Here is a 16,627-nt window from a genome sequence, read left to right on the forward strand (position 1 = left end):
GTTTTTATGCAGAGGAACGGCTGATATGATATCGACAGCACAAGGAGGAAAAACATGAGCAAAAAAGTGACTGATACCGTTCAAGAAATGGCTCAGCCCATACTGGATGACCTTCAGCTTGAACTCGTAGACATTGAATTTGTCAAAGAGGGTCAAAACTGGTTCCTTCGCGTGTTTATTGATTCCGAGAACGGTGTTGATATTGAGGAGTGCGCCAAAGTCAGCGAAGCGTTAAGCGAAAAGCTGGATGAGGCCGATCCGATCACCCAGAACTACTTTCTTGAAGTATCTTCTCCTGGAGCCGAGCGTCCATTAAAGAAAAAAGCCGACTTCGAAAAATCACTGGGCAAAAATGTGTACATGAAAACGTACGAACCGATTGACGGTTTAAAAGTGTTTGAAGGCAAATTGGCTGAATTCGATGGACAAACTGTTACAATAGAGATGACGGTCAAAACAAGAAAGAAACGGGTCAATATTCCGTATGAAAAAATAGCTAACGCAAGATTAGCTGTAACATTTTAATGAATGAAGTATTAGTGTTTAAGGGGGGAGACCGCTAACATGAGCAGTGAACTATTAGATGCTCTCACTATTCTTGAAAAAGAAAAAGGCATCAGTAAAGACATTATCATCGAAGCAATTGAAGCTGCCTTAATTTCCGCGTACAAGCGAAATTTTAACCAGGCGCAAAACGTACGGGTCGATCTGAACCGTGAGACGGGCACGATCCGCGTGTTCGCAAGAAAGGATGTCGTAGACGAGGTATACGATTCAAGACTTGAAATCTCGCTTGACGACGCCCAGCACATCCATCCGAACTACCTTGTCGGAGATGTCGTTGAAATAGAAGTAACGCCGAAAGACTTCGGCCGCATTGCTGCGCAGACGGCGAAACAAGTGGTGACGCAGCGTGTCCGTGAAGCTGAGCGCGGCGTGATTTACTCAGAATTTATCGATCGTGAAGAAGACATCATGACGGGAATTGTACAGCGCTTAGACAGCAAGTTTATTTACGTGTCTCTCGGCAAGATTGAAGCGCTGCTGCCCGTCAATGAACAAATGCCGAATGAGAGCTATAAACCGCACGATCGGATTAAAGTATTTATCACAAAAGTCGAAAAAACGACAAAAGGGCCGCAGATCTATGTATCAAGAACGCATCCTGGTCTGTTGAAGCGTCTTTTTGAAATCGAAGTGCCGGAAATTTATGACGGAACGGTCGAACTGAAATCCGTTGCCAGAGAAGCGGGCGACCGCTCTAAAATCTCCGTCCGCACTGATGACCCTGACGTTGATCCGGTCGGTTCATGCGTCGGTCCTAAAGGCCAGCGCGTGCAGGCGATCGTCAATGAACTGAAAGGCGAAAAAATTGATATCGTCAACTGGTCTGATGATCCGGTTGAATTTGTTGCCAATGCGCTCAGCCCGTCTAAAGTGCTGGATGTCATCGTCAGCGAAGAAGAAAAAGCCACGACTGTCATCGTTCCTGATTACCAGCTTTCTCTGGCAATCGGAAAAAGAGGGCAAAACGCCCGCTTAGCCGCGAAACTGACAGGCTGGAAAATCGATATCAAAAGTGAAACGGATGCAAGAGACCTTGGCATCTATCCGAGAGAGCATGAAGAAGATGACGATTTAGAGCCGCTCTTTATGGAGCCTGAAACAGCCGAATCGGATGAATAAGAGGTGACTTTAGGTGAATAAGCGAAAAAAAATTCCTCTGCGCAAATGCGTGGTAACGGGGGAAATGAAGCCTAAAAAGGAACTGATCCGTATTGTCCGTTCTAAAGAAGGAGAGATTTCAGTCGATCCGACCGGAAAGAAGAACGGGCGGGGTGCCTATATCACCCTTGAGAAAGAATGCATCTTAGCTGCGAAAAAGAAAAACACATTGCAAAATCAATTTCAATCACAAATCGATGACCAGATTTTCGAAGAATTGCTGGAACTGGCGGAAAAGGTGAAAAAATAACATGTCTGGAATGGAATGGTTTCCCTTGCTGGGTCTGGCCAATCGAGCTCGTAAGGTCGTGTCGGGCGAGGACTTGGTTATAAAAGAAATTAGAAATGCGCGTGCAAAACTTGTTCTGCTGACAGAAGATGCATCTGCGAATACTGCAAAAAAAGTATCCGATAAATGCAATTATTATAAAGTGCCTTATAAAAAAGTCGAAAGCCGCGCGGATCTCGGCCGCTCTATCGGCAAGGAATCACGTGTCGTTGTCGCCGTCACTGACCAAGGTTTTGCGAATAAGCTGATCAGCTTGCTCGATTAATATTTTTGGGGGTGAACGAATGGCTAAAATGAGAGTTTACGAATATGCAAAAGCCATCAATGTTTCAAGCAAGGAAATTTTGACTGCGCTGAAAAACATGGATATAGTAGTAAATAACCATATGGCAATGCTTGAAGAAAAGACCATTAAGCAGCTTGATGCGAAATTTAAAAAAGGCGGCGCCGGCGTTACATCTCAGAAGCCTGCGGAAACGAACAAAAACAAGCCGCAAGGGATTAATCAGCAGCCTGCTGGGAATCAACCAAACAAAATTCGAGACGGAAAGAAGAATGACGTGCAGAATAATCAATTTAACAAAAACAAGAAGAACAACAACAACAAAAACAAAAACAAACGCAATCATAACAACAAAAATCAGTATCAGCAAAAACCGCTGAAGCCGAAAAAAGAGCTTCCTGAGAAAATTACGTTTTCCGGCTCTTTAACAGTCGGAGCTTTAGCCGAGGAACTGGGCAAAGAGCCGTCTGAACTCATTAAAAAACTGATGCTTCTGGGCGTAATGGCTACGATTAACCAGGAGCTTGACAAAGACACAATCGAACTGATCGCATCTGAATACGGTGTAGAAACAGAAGAAGTGATTGTGCTTGAAGAAACTGAGCTTGAAAAATATGAAGAGGCTGACAAAGAAGAAGATCTTCAAATCCGTCCGCCTGTCGTGACGATCATGGGCCACGTTGACCACGGGAAAACGACCCTCCTTGACAGCATCAGAAAAACAAAAGTTGTTGAAGGTGAAGCCGGCGGAATCACCCAGCATATCGGGGCTTACCAGATCGAAGAAAACGGCAAAAAAATCACGTTCCTAGATACTCCGGGACACGCGGCGTTCACAACAATGCGGGCGCGCGGTGCGGAAGTAACTGATATTACCATTTTAGTCGTAGCGGCTGATGACGGCGTTATGCCGCAAACAGTCGAAGCCATCAACCATGCGAAAGCGGCTGAGGTTCCGATTATCGTTGCCGTGAATAAAGTGGATAAAGAAAGCGCGAACCCTGACCGCGTCATGCAGGAGCTGACTGAATACGGACTCGTTCCTGAAGCATGGGGAGGAGAAACGATTTTCGTTCCTCTGTCCGCTCTTACAGGCAAGGGAATTGACGAGCTTGTCGAAATGATTCTGCTTGTCAGTGAAGTGGAAGAGCTGAAAGCCAATCCGAACCGTCAGGCAAAAGGAACGGTTATTGAAGCTGAGCTCGATAAAGGAAGAGGGTCTGTCGCGACACTTCTCGTTCAAACGGGAACATTGAATGTCGGAGATCCGATCGTTGTCGGAAATACATTCGGCCGCGTGCGGGCCATGGTCAATGATCTCGGCCGCCGCGTGAAAACAGCCGGACCGTCCACACCTGTAGAAATTACTGGCTTAAACGACGTACCGCAGGCTGGCGATCAATTCCTCGTCTTTAAAGACGAAAAAACAGCCCGTTCTGTCGGTGAAGCACGCGCTTCCAAGCAACTGGAAGAACAGCGCAGCGACAAAGCGAAGCTGAGCCTCGATGATCTGTTTGAACAAATTAAACAAGGCGATGTCAAAGACATCAATTTAATCGTAAAAGCTGACGTTCAAGGTTCAGCCGAAGCGTTAACAGCCGCTCTTCAAAAAATTGAAGTAGAAGGCGTAAAAGTGAAAATCATTCACACAGGCGTCGGTGCGATTACGGAATCAGACATCATTCTCGCATCTGCTTCAAATGCAATTGTTATCGGGTTTAATGTGCGCCCAGACGGAAATGCTAAGAGCACGGCTGAAGCTGAAAATGTAGATATCCGTCTTCACCGTATCATTTACAAAGTCATCGAAGAAATTGAAGCGGCGATGAAAGGAATGCTTGATCCTGAATACGAAGAAAAAGTCATCGGTCAGGTTGAAGTGCGCCAAACATTCAAAGTGTCGAAAATCGGCACGATTGCCGGCGGATATGTAACAGACGGCCACATTACACGTGACAGCGGACTCCGCCTGATCCGTGACGGCGTGGTCATCTTCGAAGGGGAAGTAGACGTTCTGAAACGCTTCAAAGATGATGTGAAAGAAGTTTCACAAGGATATGAATGTGGTATTACAATTAAGAAATACAATGACATTCGCGAAGGCGACATCATTGAAGCGTATGTCATGCAGGAAATCGAAAGAAAGTGATCGGATTTGCGGAATGTGAATGCATCATTTATGATGCGGGATCATTAAAGGAGAAACGAGCCGTTCTGAAGCGGATTATAACGAGGGTTCAGAATAAGTTCAACGTGTCGGCCGCAGAAATCGGCTATCAGGACACTTGGCAGCGGACCAGCTTCGGAATCGCCGTCGTCTCCTCCTCTCACGTTCAGGCGGAAAAGGAGATCCAGCGTGTACTCGCGTTTATTGACTCCTTTCCCGAAATAGAACGGACGATCACTAGAACAGAGTGGTTTTAACTTAGAGGTGATTGAATTGAGTATGAGAGCAAACCGTGTCGGCGAGCAGATGAAAAAAGAGCTCGGGGATATTATCAGCCGAAAGCTGAAAGACCCGAGAATCGGATTTCTCACTGTAACAGACGTACGTGTTTCAGGTGATTTACAAATAGCGAAGGTGTATATCTCCGTTCTCGGCGGAGAGAAAAAGAAAGAGGAGGCGCTGAAAGGGCTTGAGAAAGCGAAAGGATTTATCCGTTCCGAAATCGGCAGCCGAATCAGACTTCGAAAAACGCCTGAGCTTGAATTTGAATTTGATGAATCAATTGAGTACGGCAACCGTATTGAAACATTGATTCACGAACTGCATTCAGATAAACCGTCTGAATAACAAGGAAAGAGGATGGGCGAGTGTCGTCTGTCCTCTTTTCTGCGTTTTACGGGATACAATTGATAACAAAGGAGCGAAAGACATATGGTTAACGGAGTTCTCCTTTTACATAAACCGGTCGGCATGACTTCTCACGACTGTGTCATGAAAATAAGAAAACTGTTAAAAACAAAGAAAGTCGGACATACGGGAACGCTTGATCCGGCAGTGTCAGGCGTACTGCCGATCTGTGTCGGACGGGCCACAAAGATTGTTGAGTACGTCACCGACAAGTCAAAAACGTATGATGCTGAGATCACTCTCGGCTTCTCCACATCGACCGAAGACCAGACTGGAGAAACGGTCAGCGTAAAACCTGTCAAGGAGCCGCTGAAAGAAGCGGATATCAAAGCCGTTTTAGACGAACTGAAGGGACCGCAGGAGCAAGTGCCGCCGATGTATTCCGCTGTAAAGGTCAACGGGAAAAAGCTCTATGAATACGCCAGAGCCGGTATTGAAGTGGAGCGGCCGAAGCGGAATATCACGATTGAAGATATCGCGCTCACTTCCCCTGTCACTTATAAAGAAGACACAGCATCATTCCGCTTTACAGTCACGTGCTCAAAGGGCACTTACGTGAGAACATTGGCGGTGACAATCGGTGAAAAACTCGGCTATCCCGCGCATATGTCGCATCTCATCCGCACCGCTTCCGGCGATTTCAGCCTTGATGAGTGTTTCACGTTTGAGGAACTTGAACAGCAGGTTTCAGACGGCATGGTTGCAGAGCATGCCGTGCCGATTGAAAGAGCGCTCAATCATTTGCCGAAATGGGTCATAAGTGATACATTAGCTAAGAAAGCTGAAAACGGGTCAGTGTTTGACATCCCGGCGGAATTTTCTGCAATGACAGCTGACGCCCGTATAGCGGTCTGTACTGAAGACGGAGAATGTGTGGCCATTTATATGCCGCATCCTTCAAAAAAAGGACTGCTGAAACCGGCTAAAGTGCTCATGCAAAAAAGCGAACAATAAGAAAAAAGGTGACCGTTCTGTGAAGACGATACATATTTCTCATCCGCATCATTTACAAAAAGAAGAGCAGCCGGCGTCTGTCATGGCGCTCGGCTACTTTGACGGCGTTCATTTGGGACACCGGAAAGTAATCGGAACAGCCAGACAAATTGCCGAAGATAAAGGCCTGTCGCTGGCCGTTATGACGTTTCATCCCCACCCTTCTCATGTGTTGGGCAGGGACAAAGAGCCAAAGGATCTGATTACGCCGCTTGAAGATAAAATCAGCCAGATCGGGCGTTTAGGCGCTGATGTGCTGTATGTCGTAAAGTTTGATGAAGCGTTTGCGTCTCTGTCTCCAAAACAGTTTGCCGAGGAGTATATTTTAGGGTTAAACGCGCGGCACGCTGTGGGAGGCTTCGATTTTACGTACGGAAAATACGGAAAAGGCACGATGGAGACGCTGCCGGACGATTTAAATGGCAAGGCCGGATGCACGACTGTCGAGAAACAGACCGAGCAGGACAGAAAGATCAGCTCCACTTATATCCGGTCAGCGCTGCAGGATGGTGACGTTGAACTTGCGCACACTCTTCTCGGCCAGCCGTATTTTATCCGGGGCACTGTGATTCACGGAGACAAAAGAGGCCGCACCATCGGTTTTCCGACCGCGAATGTCGGCCTGCAAAACAGCTATATCGTGCCGCCGACAGGCGTGTATGCAGTGAAAGCCGAAATAAAAGGCGAGGTGTATGAAGGCGTCTGCAACATCGGCTACAAACCGACCTTTTATGAAAAGCGTCCCGATCAGCCGTCAATTGAAGTTCATTTGTTTAATTTTCAGCAGGATGTATACGGAGAAGGCGTTAAAATCGAGTGGTACAAACGAATCCGAAGCGAACGGAAATTTAACGGCATCGAAGAACTGACGGCTCAGATCGGGAAAGACAAACAAGAAGCGATCCGTTTTTTCAGCAAATAACGGAAAAAACATCAAAAGTACACAAATTTTCTTCTAAAAGATTTGCATATGGGCGCGATTTTTAGTATCATATGTTTCGTAGTCTTAAAACCATTGCTTGGCAATCCGAAGTCACCGACGGTTGCTAGGTAACTGGGGCTAATTATGATATGGAGGTGAAACAGGATGGCAATTACTCAAGAGCGTAAAAATCAACTCATCAGTGAGTTCAAAACACACGAATCTGATACTGGATCTCCAGAAGTTCAGATCGCTATCCTAACAGACTCAATTAACAACTTGAACGAGCATTTGCGTACTCACAAGAAAGATCACCACTCACGTCGCGGTCTTCTTAAAATGGTAGGTAAACGTCGTAATCTTCTTACGTATCTGCGTAATAAAGACGTAACTCGTTACCGTGAGTTAATTAACAAACTAGGCTTACGTCGATAATCGTAAAAAGCGGGAGGATTCCCGCTTTTTTATCGTATTAAAGCGAAAAAAATAATGATAAAAAAACAATGAAATCCTTTTACATACTACTTTGACATTGATATGTTCAATTCATTTCGTTCATAATAGGAGTAATTGATTATTTCACACATTAAGAGAGGAGCTCGTAATCGAATGGGACAAGAGAAACATGTCTTTACCATAGATTGGGCCGGCAGACAGCTTACAGTAGAAGCCGGCCAGCTTGCCAAACAGGCAAACGGCGCTGTCATGGTCCGCTACGGCGATACTGCAGTGCTCAGCACAGCAACCGCATCAAAAGAACCGAAACCGCTAGATTTTTTCCCGCTTACCGTTAACTATGAAGAAAGATTATACGCAGTAGGTAAAATTCCGGGCGGTTTTATTAAAAGAGAAGGCCGTCCAAGTGAAAAGGCCGTTTTAGCCAGCCGTCTGATCGACCGTCCGATCCGCCCGCTTTTCGCAGACGGATTCCGTAACGAAGTACAGGTCATCAGCATTGTCATGAGTGTTGATCAGGACTGCTCATCTGAAATGGCTGCAATGTTCGGTTCATCACTCGCTCTTTGCGTTTCCGATATCCCGTTTGAAGGCCCGATCGCGGGTGTGACGGTAGGCCGCATTGACGGGAAATTCGTCATCAATCCGACGGTTGACCAGCTTGAAAAAAGTGATATCAACCTCATCGTTGCAGGCACAAAAGACGCCATCAACATGGTGGAAGCCGGAGCGGATGAAGTACCTGAAGAAATCATGCTTGAGGCGATTATGTTCGGTCACGAAGAAATTAAGCGCCTGATCGCATTCCAAGAAGAAATCGTCGCAGCAGTCGGCAAAGAGAAAACAGAAATCCAACTGTATGAAATTGACGAAGAGCTCAGCGAAAAAGTAAAAAGCCTTGCGGAGCCGGATCTTCTCAGCGCCATTCAGGTTCACGAAAAACATGCTCGCGAAGACGCGATTAATGAAGTGAAAAATGCAGTTGTCGCGAAATTCGAAGAAGAAGAGCATGATGAAGATACGATTAAAAAAGTGAAACAGACACTGTCTAAACTTGTGAAAAACGAAGTGCGCCGTTTGATCACAGAAGAAAAAGTCCGTCCGGACGGCCGCGGCGTTGATCAGATCCGTCCGCTTTCTTCAGAAGTCGGCCTTCTGCCGAGAACGCACGGCTCCGGGCTGTTTACGAGAGGACAGACGCAGGCGCTCAGCGTATGTACATTAGGCGCCCTTGGGGACGTTCAGATTCTTGACGGTTTAGGCGTGGAAGAATCAAAACGCTTTATGCATCATTATAACTTCCCGCAGTTCAGCGTAGGGGAGACAGGCCCGATGCGCGGACCGGGACGCCGTGAGATCGGTCACGGTGCTCTTGGAGAGCGTGCGCTTGAGCCGGTCATTCCGAATGAAAAAGACTTCCCGTATACGGTCCGCCTCGTATCCGAAGTGCTTGAATCAAACGGTTCCACTTCACAGGCCAGCATTTGCGCGAGCACGCTTGCCATGATGGACGCAGGTGTTCCGATTAAAGCCCCTGTTGCGGGTATCGCGATGGGACTTGTGAAATCAGGCGAGTACTATACGGTATTAACGGATATTCAAGGGATGGAAGACGCCCTCGGTGACATGGACTTTAAAGTAGCCGGCACGGAAAAAGGCGTGACAGCGCTGCAAATGGACATTAAAATTGAAGGCCTTTCAAGAGAAATTCTTGAAGAAGCGCTTCAGCAGGCGAAAAAAGGAAGAATGGAAATCTTGAACAGCATGCTCAGCACGCTTGGTGAATCAAGAAAAGAACTTTCTCAATATGCGCCGAAAATTTTAACGATGAACATTAATCCGGATAAAATCCGTGATGTTATCGGACCGAGTGGTAAACAAATCAACAAAATCATTGAAGATACCGGTGTTAAAATTGACATTGAACAAGACGGCACCATCTTTATTTCTTCTACTGATGAAAGCAGCAACCAAAAAGCGAAAAAAATCATCGAAGATCTTGTCAGAGAAGTCGAAGTCGGCCAGCTTTACCTCGGTAAAGTCAAACGGATTGAGAAATTCGGCGCTTTCGTTGAAATCTTCAGCGGAAAAGACGGTCTCGTTCACATCTCTGAACTAGCGCTCGAACGGGTCGGCAAGGTTGAGGATGTTGTGAAAATCGGTGACGAAATCCTTGTGAAGGTAACTGAAATTGACAAACAGGGACGAGTGAATCTGTCGCGTAAAGCAGTGCTGCGCGAAGAGAAAGAAAAAGAACAGGAACAACAACAATCTTAAATGAAAACCTAACAAGGAGCCTGGGAGACCCGGCTTCTTTATTTTGAGAAAGACAACAGACGGGTTCTACCTTGTCCTCCTCATACATAATGTGTGGTGAGGGGGGAAGGACATGTTGAAAAAATTCGTGCCGTTTGCCGTTTTTTTATTTCTTTTTTTTGTTTCGTTTGAAATGTTAAAAAATCCGTATACAGTTGATTACATAGACGCAATGAAAAAAGACGCTGTAACTGTGTCAGCATCAAAAGATCCGCTCTATGAAGAATTACTGCAAAAAGCGTCAGAGTATGAAGTGAAGCCGCAAGACGCGCGGATTGATAAAATATGGAAGAGCATACCGGGATATAACGGTTTAAAAGTCAATGTGGAAAAATCCTATAAACAAATGAAAAAGGACGGAGAATTTCACGAAGACGGCCTTGTCTATGAGCAGGTAAAACCGAAAGTCCATCTTGATTCTCTCGCGCCCGAACCCATTTATAAAGGAAATCCCGACAAACCGATGGTCGCTTTCCTGATAAATGTCGCCTGGGGAAATGAATACGTGGAGCAAATGCTGCCTATTCTGAAGCAGCACCAGGTCAAAGCAACTTTCTTTCTTGAAGGGAAATGGCTGAAAAACAATCAGGAGCTGGGGAAAAAAATAGCGGCAGACGGACATGAAATCGGAAATCATTCATACAATCACCCTGATATGAGCAAACTGACTTCAGGAAGCATTTCCGAACAGCTTGACAAAACCAATGCACAAATCAGCGAGACGCTCGGCATAAAGCCGAAATGGTTTGCGCCGCCAAGCGGCAGCTTCAGAAAAGCTGTGGTCGATCTTGCGGCGGAAAAAGGAATGGGCACCATCATGTGGACCGTGGACACCATTGACTGGCAAAAACCGTCTCCGGCTGTTTTACAAACAAGGGTGTTGAGCAAAATACATAACGGAGCCATGATTTTAATGCATCCGACTGATCCGACTGCGAAAAGCCTGGATACACTGATTGCAAAAATCAAAGAAAAAGGCTACGCGCTCGGCTCAGTGTCTGACTTAATGGATGAAAACAGGCTGATGAAGTAGCAGGCGGCAGTTGCCTGTCTTTGAATAGGAGGAACAGACTTGATAAAACGCTATACATGCCAAAACGGTGTAAGAGTTGTGCTTGAAAATAATCCAACGGTGCGGTCTGTGGCAATCGGCGTATGGATCGGGACGGGATCACGTCATGAAACGCCGGATACAAACGGTATTTCGCACTTTCTTGAGCATATGTTTTTTAAAGGAACAAATACCAGGTCCGCACGTGAAATCGCAGAATCCTTCGATCGGATAGGCGGCCAAGTGAATGCCTTCACTTCAAAAGAATATACGTGCTATTACGCCAAAGTGCTGGATGAGCATGCAAACTACGCACTTGATGTGCTGGCTGATATGTTCTTTCATTCTGCTTTTGACGAAGATGAGCTCAAAAAAGAAAAGAACGTCGTATATGAAGAAATCAAAATGTATGAAGACGCGCCGGATGATATTGTCCACGATCTGCTGAGCAAAGCGACATACGGCAATCATTCGCTCGGCTACCCGATTCTCGGGACGGAGGAAACGCTTTCGTCATTTAACGGCGATTCTCTCAGACAGCATATGGATGACTTTTACACGCCGGACCGCGTCGTCATTTCTGTCGCCGGAAATGTAACGGAACAATTCATTAAAGACGTGGAGAAATGGTTCGGTACATACGAAGCGAAGGGCAAAGCAAGCGGCATCAGCGAGCCTGAGTTTCATTATGAAAAGCTGACCAGAAAAAAAGACACCGAACAGGCGCATCTCTGTCTCGGTTTCAAAGGCCTGAAAGTCGGAGATCCGGACATTTACGATTTGATCGTCTTAAACAACGTGCTGGGCGGAAGCATGAGCAGCCGTCTTTTCCAGGATGTGCGCGAAGATAAAGGACTGGCCTATTCTGTATACAGCTATCACAGTTCCTATGAAGACAGCGGTATGCTGACGATTTACGGAGGCACCGGCGCGAATCAGCTCGGACTTCTGTCTGAAACCATTCAGGAAACGTTATCGGTTCTAAAACGTGACGGTATCACCCCGAAAGAGCTGGAAAACAGCAAAGAGCAAATGAAGGGGAGCTTAATGCTCAGCTTAGAGAGCACAAACAGCAAAATGAGCCGGAACGGGAAAAACGAACTCCTGCTCGGAAAGCATAAGACCATGGATGAAATTATCACTGAATTAAATGCGGTCAGCCTGGAAAGCGTCAACGGCCTCAGCCGCCGCTTATTTACGGATGATTACGCACTATCGCTCATCAGCCCGACCGGCAATATGCCGGCCTCGTCTTAATCGGAAAAGCAGTCTGCCTCTATACGGGGCAGGCATTTTTTTTTGCTCCGGGTCATATAGTACAAGGGGGTGGCTATCATGAGGCTCAGTGAACTGTCAGGTAAAGAAATTGTAGACATTAAACGGGCAGAGCGGCTCGGCGTGCTCGGCCAGACCGATTTGGAAATTAATGAACAGGACGGACAAATTACCGCGCTGTTGATACCGACGGTAAAATGGTTCGGATTGCGAAAACAAGGCCACGACATCCGCGTCCCCTGGAACCATATCCAAAAAATCGGGTCAGACATGATCATTTTAGACGTTCCGGGGGAGATCACGCCTCCCGAAGAGTAGATCTTATTCTTTTTTGCAAGCACCGGCTCATACAGCCGGTGCTTTTTTCATGAAAAAGAACGCTGTACATTCACCGCCCTTTCTCTTTGCACATACGATGAAGAGGAGGATGACACTTAAAAGATCCAGTAACTGTAAAGAAGGTGAACGTTTCAGATGTTAACCGGATTGACAATTGCGATCATTGGCGGTGACGCAAGACAGCTTGAGATTATAAGGAAGCTGACAGAACAGCATGCCGATATTTATCTTGCAGGGTTTGACCAATTGGATGACGGTTTTACAGGAACCGTCAAATGCAAAATTGATGAGATTCCCTTTCAAAAAATAGACAGTATCATCCTGCCCGTATCGGCAACAACCGGAGAAGGCGTTGTTTCCACGGTTTTTTCAAATGAAGAAGTGGTATTAAAGCAGAGCTATCTTGAGCGGACACCGGAGCATTGCGTCATTTATTCAGGCATCTCCAACACGTATCTTGAGGGGATCGCCAGCGAAGCCGGCCGCAAACTTGTGAAATTATTTGAACGGGACGATATCGCAATATTCAACTCGATTCCCACTGTTGAAGGAACAATCATGATGGCGATTCAGCATACGGATTATACCATTCACGGATCAAATGTCGCCGTTCTCGGCATGGGGCGCACCGGTATGACGATCGCCCGGACGTTTGCGGCGTTAGGAGCGAAGGTAAAAGTGGGCGCGCGGAGTTCGGCTCATTTGGCCCGTATAACGGAAATGGGGCTTTCTCCTTTTCAACTTGAAGAGCTTACTGAACATGTAAATGATATTGATATCTGCATTAACACCGTACCGAGCTTGATTCTGAATCAAAGCGTTTTATCGCGCATGACGCCGAAGACCTTGATTTTGGATTTAGCATCCCGTCCGGGCGGAACGGATTTCAAATATGCTGAAAAACAAGGCATTAAAGCGCTGCTTGCTCCGGGTCTTCCGGGAATTGTGGCCCCGAAAACAGCCGGACAGATTATTGCAAACGTTTTGAGCAAGCTTTTGGCAGACTTAAAGAAAGAGGGGAAATAACCATGTCTCTGAAAGGGAAAAGAATCGGATTCGGATTAACCGGCTCGCATTGCACATATGAGGAAGTTTTTCCGCAAATAGAGGCGCTTATCAGTCAAGGAGCTGAAGTCCGGCCGGTCGTGACATCAACCGTTCAATCGACCGATACCCGCTTTGGGGAGGGGGGAGATTGGGTCAGAAAAATTGAAGAAGCAACAGGCTTTGAGGCGATTGATTCCATCGTAAAAGCGGAGCCTCTCGGGCCGAAACTTCCGCTCGACTGCATGGTCATCGCCCCTTTAACCGGAAATTCAATGAGCAAACTCGCAAATGCGATGACTGACAGCCCCGTCCTTATGGCTGCGAAAGCCACGATCCGCAACGGCCGCCCGGTCGTGCTCGGAATTTCGACAAACGACGGACTCGGTTTAAACGGAACGAATTTAATGAGGCTGATGTCCGCAAAAAACATATATTTCATCCCGTTCGGCCAGGACGACCACGTGAAAAAACCGACATCGCTCGTCGCCAGAATGGATCTCCTTCCGATTACGGTAGAAAAAGCTCTTTTGCACCAGCAGGTTCAGCCGGTGCTCGTACACCACCATGAATAAAAAATCATGATGACAGAAAATCATTCCGGAATAAAAAAATTCGATCAATCCGTGACTATTCTATGGTAAAATAAAACGTAAAATGCAAAGTCAATTCAACAAATGATGCTTAATTGGCGGAAGGAGTTTTACAGATGGGAAGAGGATTACACGTAGCAGTTGTCGGAGCGACGGGAGCCGTAGGACAGCAAATGCTGAAAACACTGGAAGACAGAAACTTTGAAATCGAAACACTCACACTACTATCCTCAAAGCGTTCTGCTGGTACGAAAGTAACGTTTAAAGGCGAAGAATATACAGTGCAGGAAGCTGTTCCTGAAAGCTTCGAAGGCGTTCATATCGCGTTATTCAGCGCCGGCGGAAGCGTATCACAAAGCTTGGCGCCTGAGGCTGTAAAACGGGGAGCCATTGTGATTGACAATACCAGCGCATTCCGTATGGACGAAAATACACCGCTCGTGGTGCCTGAGGTGAACGAAGGTGATCTGCACAAACATAACGGCATTATCGCCAACCCTAACTGTTCAACGATTCAGATGGTGGCTGCGCTTGAACCGATCCGCAAAGCGTACGGATTGAAAAAAGTCATTGTATCTACTTACCAAGCTGTGTCCGGGGCCGGCAATGAAGCGGCGAAGGAATTGTACAGCCAGACAAAAGCGATTTTAAACAATGAACCCGCAGAACCGTCCATTATGCCGGTTAAAGGCGACAAAAAGCATTATCAAATCGCATTTAACGCCATTCCGCAAATTGATAAATTCCAAGACAACGGCTATACGTTTGAGGAAATGAAAATGATTAATGAAACGAAAAAAATCATGCATATGCCGAAGCTGGAAGTGGCTGCGACATGTGTCAGACTGCCGATTGAAACAGGGCACTCAGAATCTGTTTACATTGAGCTTGACCGTGATGACGCAACCGTTGAAGATATGAAACAGCTTTTAAAAGAAGCTCCGGGTGTTACGCTTCAGGATGATCCGGCGGAGCAGCTTTACCCGATGCCTGCTGATTGCGTCGGCAAACGCGATGTATTTGTAGGAAGAATCCGTAAAGATTTGGACAGAGCAAACGGTTTTCATTTGTGGGTTGTTTCTGATAACCTGTTAAAAGGCGCCGCTTGGAACTCAGTCCAAATCGCGGAAAGCCTGCAAAAACTGAACCTCGTATAAAACAAACGTATTTTCTATAGGCGAACAGAAGAGAGTAAGGCTCTGCCTGCTCTCTTCTGTTACGTCAGACTAATTTGGAGTGAAAATAGTGAAGATCATTGTTCAAAAATTCGGCGGAACATCCGTAAAAGATGACAAAGGCCGCAAGCTTGCGCTAGCACACATTAAAGATGCCATCAGTGAAGGTTATAAAGTTGTTGTTGTCGTATCGGCGATGGGAAGAAAAGGAGACCCGTACGCGACAGATTCTTTAATCGGGCTCCTTTACGGCAGCCAGTCCGACATTTCTCCGAGAGAGCAGGATATGCTTCTGTCTTGCGGAGAAACGATTTCGTCCGTTGTTTTTTCCAGCATGCTGAAGGAAAACGGCATAAAAGCCGCAGCTTTAACAGGAGCCCAGGCCGGCTTTTTAACCAATGCCCAGCATACTGACGCCAAAATTATAGAAATGAAAACAGAGCGGCTTTTCGCTGCACTTGCCAGCCATGACGCTGTCGTTGTCGCAGGATTTCAGGGAGCGACTGAAAAAGGCGACACGACGACGATCGGCAGAGGAGGAAGCGATACTTCAGCAGCGGCGCTCGGCGCGGCGGTTGATGCTGAGTTTATCGACATTTTTACGGACGTGGAAGGCGTTATGACAGCCGATCCGAGAATCGTGGAAAATGCTAAGCCGCTTCCGAACGTCACATATACGGAAATCTGCAACCTTGCCTATCAAGGCGCGAAAGTCATTCATCCGCGCGCGGTGGAAATCGCCATGCAGGCAAAGGTGCCGATCCGCGTGCGCTCCACTTATTCAAAAGACAAAGGCACTTTGGTGACGTCCCATCATTCGTCTAACATCGGCAGCGATGTATTCGAACGGCTGATCACGGGGATCGCCCATGTGAAAGATGTGACGCAATTTAAGGTTCCCGCCAAAATGGGGCAATACAACGTTCAGACTGAAGTCTTTAAAGCAATGGCAAATGCCGGAATCAGCGTAGATTTCTTTAACATTACGCCGAGTGAAATCGTATATACCGTAGCCGGCAGTAAAACGGAAGCCGCGCGCAGCATTTTGGCTGAATTAGGATATGAGCCGACAGTGACGGAGAGCTGTGCGAAAGTGTCAGCGGTCGGCGCCGGGATAATGGGTGTTCCGGGTGTCACGTCAAAAATCGTCTCCGCACTTTCTGATAAAGGCATTCCGATTCTGCAATCTGCCGACAGCCATACGACGATCTGGGTGCTCGTTCATGAAAAAGATATGGTAACGGCCGTAAATGCGCTGCATGAAGTGTTTGAACTTTCAAAGTAAATGTGATTGAATCATGATGAGGTGAAA

The 16,627-nt window shown here is 46.6% G+C and carries 18 protein-coding genes; all 18 read left to right on the top strand.

Annotation, left to right across the window (positions count from 1 at the left end; translation table 11 throughout):
• The first annotated feature begins 54 nt into the window (after positions 1-54).
• The 18 genes from rimP to dapG all read left to right on the top strand — a co-directional run bounded on the left by rimP (position 55) and on the right by dapG (position 16,600).
• Entirely contained in the window at positions 55-525 is a 471-nt protein-coding gene (rimP, locus tag JNUCC21_RS08705) for a ribosome maturation factor RimP (RefSeq protein WP_007409801.1), read from the top strand.
• Positions 526-564: 39 nt separating this feature from the next.
• On the top strand, positions 565-1,686 hold the full coding sequence (gene nusA, locus JNUCC21_RS08710) for a transcription termination factor NusA (protein ID WP_003154195.1): 1,122 nt from the start codon (positions 565-567) through the stop codon (positions 1,684-1,686).
• 13 nt (positions 1,687-1,699) lie between these two features.
• Positions 1,700-1,975 carry a glucose-induced regulator RulR gene (gene rulR, locus JNUCC21_RS08715; RefSeq protein ID WP_003154193.1) on the top strand — a complete coding sequence of 92 codons (276 nt, stop codon included), beginning with the start codon at positions 1,700-1,702 and terminating at the stop codon, positions 1,973-1,975.
• 1 nt (position 1,976) lies between these two features.
• Positions 1,977-2,279: a YlxQ family RNA-binding protein gene (locus JNUCC21_RS08720; RefSeq protein ID WP_003154192.1), complete on the top strand. Its 303-nt coding sequence runs from the start codon at positions 1,977-1,979 to the stop codon at positions 2,277-2,279.
• Between the two features lie 19 nt (positions 2,280-2,298).
• The gene (gene infB / locus JNUCC21_RS08725; RefSeq protein WP_053573443.1) at positions 2,299-4,446 is read left to right on the top strand and encodes a translation initiation factor IF-2; all 2,148 of its coding nucleotides are present in this window, start codon (positions 2,299-2,301) and stop codon (positions 4,444-4,446) included.
• Entirely contained in the window at positions 4,443-4,721 is a 279-nt protein-coding gene (locus JNUCC21_RS08730; protein WP_003154188.1) for a DUF503 domain-containing protein, read from the top strand. The genes infB and JNUCC21_RS08730 overlap by 4 nt, the downstream gene beginning before the upstream one ends.
• Positions 4,722-4,737: 16 nt before the next feature.
• Positions 4,738-5,091, top strand: coding sequence for a 30S ribosome-binding factor RbfA (gene rbfA / locus JNUCC21_RS08735; RefSeq protein ID WP_003154185.1), 354 nt, complete (start codon positions 4,738-4,740; stop codon positions 5,089-5,091).
• An 84-nt stretch (positions 5,092-5,175) separates the two neighbouring features.
• Entirely contained in the window at positions 5,176-6,105 is a 930-nt protein-coding gene (gene truB / locus JNUCC21_RS08740) for a tRNA pseudouridine(55) synthase TruB (protein ID WP_025284736.1), read from the top strand.
• Between the two features lie 19 nt (positions 6,106-6,124).
• On the top strand, positions 6,125-7,066 hold the full coding sequence (gene ribF, locus JNUCC21_RS08745) for a bifunctional riboflavin kinase/FAD synthetase (RefSeq protein ID WP_025284737.1): 942 nt from the start codon (positions 6,125-6,127) through the stop codon (positions 7,064-7,066).
• A 165-nt stretch (positions 7,067-7,231) separates the two neighbouring features.
• Positions 7,232-7,501, top strand: coding sequence for a 30S ribosomal protein S15 (rpsO, locus tag JNUCC21_RS08750; RefSeq protein ID WP_003154182.1), 270 nt, complete (start codon positions 7,232-7,234; stop codon positions 7,499-7,501).
• A 174-nt stretch (positions 7,502-7,675) separates the two neighbouring features.
• The gene (gene pnp, locus JNUCC21_RS08755; RefSeq protein WP_015239868.1) at positions 7,676-9,799 is read left to right on the top strand and encodes a polyribonucleotide nucleotidyltransferase; all 2,124 of its coding nucleotides are present in this window, start codon (positions 7,676-7,678) and stop codon (positions 9,797-9,799) included.
• Between the two features lie 112 nt (positions 9,800-9,911).
• Positions 9,912-10,871, top strand: a complete 960-nt coding sequence (locus tag JNUCC21_RS08760; RefSeq protein ID WP_012117569.1) for a polysaccharide deacetylase family protein — start codon at positions 9,912-9,914, stop codon at positions 10,869-10,871.
• A 39-nt stretch (positions 10,872-10,910) separates the two neighbouring features.
• Positions 10,911-12,146 (top strand): pitrilysin family protein, encoded by a 1,236-nt coding sequence (locus tag JNUCC21_RS08765; RefSeq protein ID WP_012117570.1) that lies wholly within the window; start codon positions 10,911-10,913, stop codon positions 12,144-12,146.
• A gap of 78 nt (positions 12,147-12,224) precedes the next feature.
• The gene (locus JNUCC21_RS08770) at positions 12,225-12,482 is read left to right on the top strand and encodes a YlmC/YmxH family sporulation protein (protein WP_003154176.1); all 258 of its coding nucleotides are present in this window, start codon (positions 12,225-12,227) and stop codon (positions 12,480-12,482) included.
• A gap of 156 nt (positions 12,483-12,638) precedes the next feature.
• Entirely contained in the window at positions 12,639-13,529 is an 891-nt protein-coding gene (dpaA, locus tag JNUCC21_RS08775) for a dipicolinic acid synthetase subunit A (protein WP_025284738.1), read from the top strand.
• Positions 13,530-13,531: 2 nt separating this feature from the next.
• Positions 13,532-14,122 carry a dipicolinate synthase subunit B gene (gene dpaB, locus JNUCC21_RS08780; RefSeq protein WP_007409809.1) on the top strand — a complete coding sequence of 197 codons (591 nt, stop codon included), beginning with the start codon at positions 13,532-13,534 and terminating at the stop codon, positions 14,120-14,122.
• A gap of 134 nt (positions 14,123-14,256) precedes the next feature.
• Positions 14,257-15,297: an aspartate-semialdehyde dehydrogenase gene (asd, locus tag JNUCC21_RS08785; protein WP_025284739.1), complete on the top strand. Its 1,041-nt coding sequence runs from the start codon at positions 14,257-14,259 to the stop codon at positions 15,295-15,297.
• 88 nt (positions 15,298-15,385) lie between these two features.
• Positions 15,386-16,600, top strand: a complete 1,215-nt coding sequence (gene dapG / locus JNUCC21_RS08790; protein WP_003154168.1) for an aspartate kinase — start codon at positions 15,386-15,388, stop codon at positions 16,598-16,600.
• Positions 16,601-16,627 lie beyond the last annotated feature (27 nt).

It is taken from the genome of Bacillus sp. JNUCC-21 (assembly GCF_041222765.1).
GTDB lineage: Bacteria > Bacillota > Bacilli > Bacillales > Bacillaceae > Bacillus > Bacillus velezensis.

What these genes read in the sequence shown, in the direction of transcription:
- nusA (WP_003154195.1), top strand. Translation starts at nt 565, where the DNA reads ATGAGCAGTGAACTATTAGATGCTCTCACTATTCTTGAAAAAGAAAAA.
- dpaA (WP_025284738.1), top strand. Translation starts at nt 12,639, where the DNA reads ATGTTAACCGGATTGACAATTGCGATCATTGGCGGTGACGCAAGACAG.
- JNUCC21_RS08720 (WP_003154192.1), top strand. Translation starts at nt 1,977, where the DNA reads ATGTCTGGAATGGAATGGTTTCCCTTGCTGGGTCTGGCCAATCGAGCT.
- asd (WP_025284739.1), top strand. Translation starts at nt 14,257, where the DNA reads ATGGGAAGAGGATTACACGTAGCAGTTGTCGGAGCGACGGGAGCCGTA.
- rimP (WP_007409801.1), top strand. Translation starts at nt 55, where the DNA reads ATGAGCAAAAAAGTGACTGATACCGTTCAAGAAATGGCTCAGCCCATA.
- infB (WP_053573443.1), top strand. Translation starts at nt 2,299, where the DNA reads ATGGCTAAAATGAGAGTTTACGAATATGCAAAAGCCATCAATGTTTCA.
- truB (WP_025284736.1), top strand. Translation starts at nt 5,176, where the DNA reads ATGGTTAACGGAGTTCTCCTTTTACATAAACCGGTCGGCATGACTTCT.
- dpaB (WP_007409809.1), top strand. Translation starts at nt 13,532, where the DNA reads ATGTCTCTGAAAGGGAAAAGAATCGGATTCGGATTAACCGGCTCGCAT.
- pnp (WP_015239868.1), top strand. Translation starts at nt 7,676, where the DNA reads ATGGGACAAGAGAAACATGTCTTTACCATAGATTGGGCCGGCAGACAG.
- JNUCC21_RS08770 (WP_003154176.1), top strand. Translation starts at nt 12,225, where the DNA reads ATGAGGCTCAGTGAACTGTCAGGTAAAGAAATTGTAGACATTAAACGG.
- JNUCC21_RS08760 (WP_012117569.1), top strand. Translation starts at nt 9,912, where the DNA reads ATGTTGAAAAAATTCGTGCCGTTTGCCGTTTTTTTATTTCTTTTTTTT.
- rpsO (WP_003154182.1), top strand. Translation starts at nt 7,232, where the DNA reads ATGGCAATTACTCAAGAGCGTAAAAATCAACTCATCAGTGAGTTCAAA.